Source organism: Bradyrhizobium campsiandrae (assembly GCF_014529705.1).
Classification (GTDB): Bacteria; Pseudomonadota; Alphaproteobacteria; order Rhizobiales; family Xanthobacteraceae; genus Bradyrhizobium; species Bradyrhizobium campsiandrae.
The window spans coordinates 1-243 of the sequence record NZ_JAANIH010000397.1; the positions used below are offsets into that span (position 1 = coordinate 1).

2 pseudogenes are annotated in these 243 nt (G+C 65.0%); one reads left to right on the top strand and one right to left on the bottom strand.

What is annotated here, in order from left to right:
- Positions 1-94, bottom strand: a pseudogene (locus tag G8O24_RS44955) (sigma 54-interacting transcriptional regulator); the annotation flags it as partial.
- Between the two features lie 24 nt (positions 95-118).
- Here G8O24_RS44955 and G8O24_RS44005 point away from each other — a divergent pair.
- Positions 119-243, top strand: a pseudogene (locus G8O24_RS44005) (sigma 54-interacting transcriptional regulator); the annotation flags it as partial.

Sequence of the window (243 nt, forward strand, 5' to 3'; positions counted from 1 at the left end):
TCTGCACCACGTTGAGCCGGTAATAGAGATCCTCGCGGAATTCGCCCGTGGCAGTGAGCTTGGCGAGATCGCGATGGGTCGCTGCAATGACGCGTGCCTTGGTGTGCACCGGCTTGCCGCCGACCGGGCCGGCGCCTTCCGTGAGGCCGCCAACGGCACGCTGTTCCTCGACGAAATCGGCGACATGCCGCTCGCGATGCAAGCCAAGATCCTGCGCGCGTTGCAGGAACAGGTGATCACGCC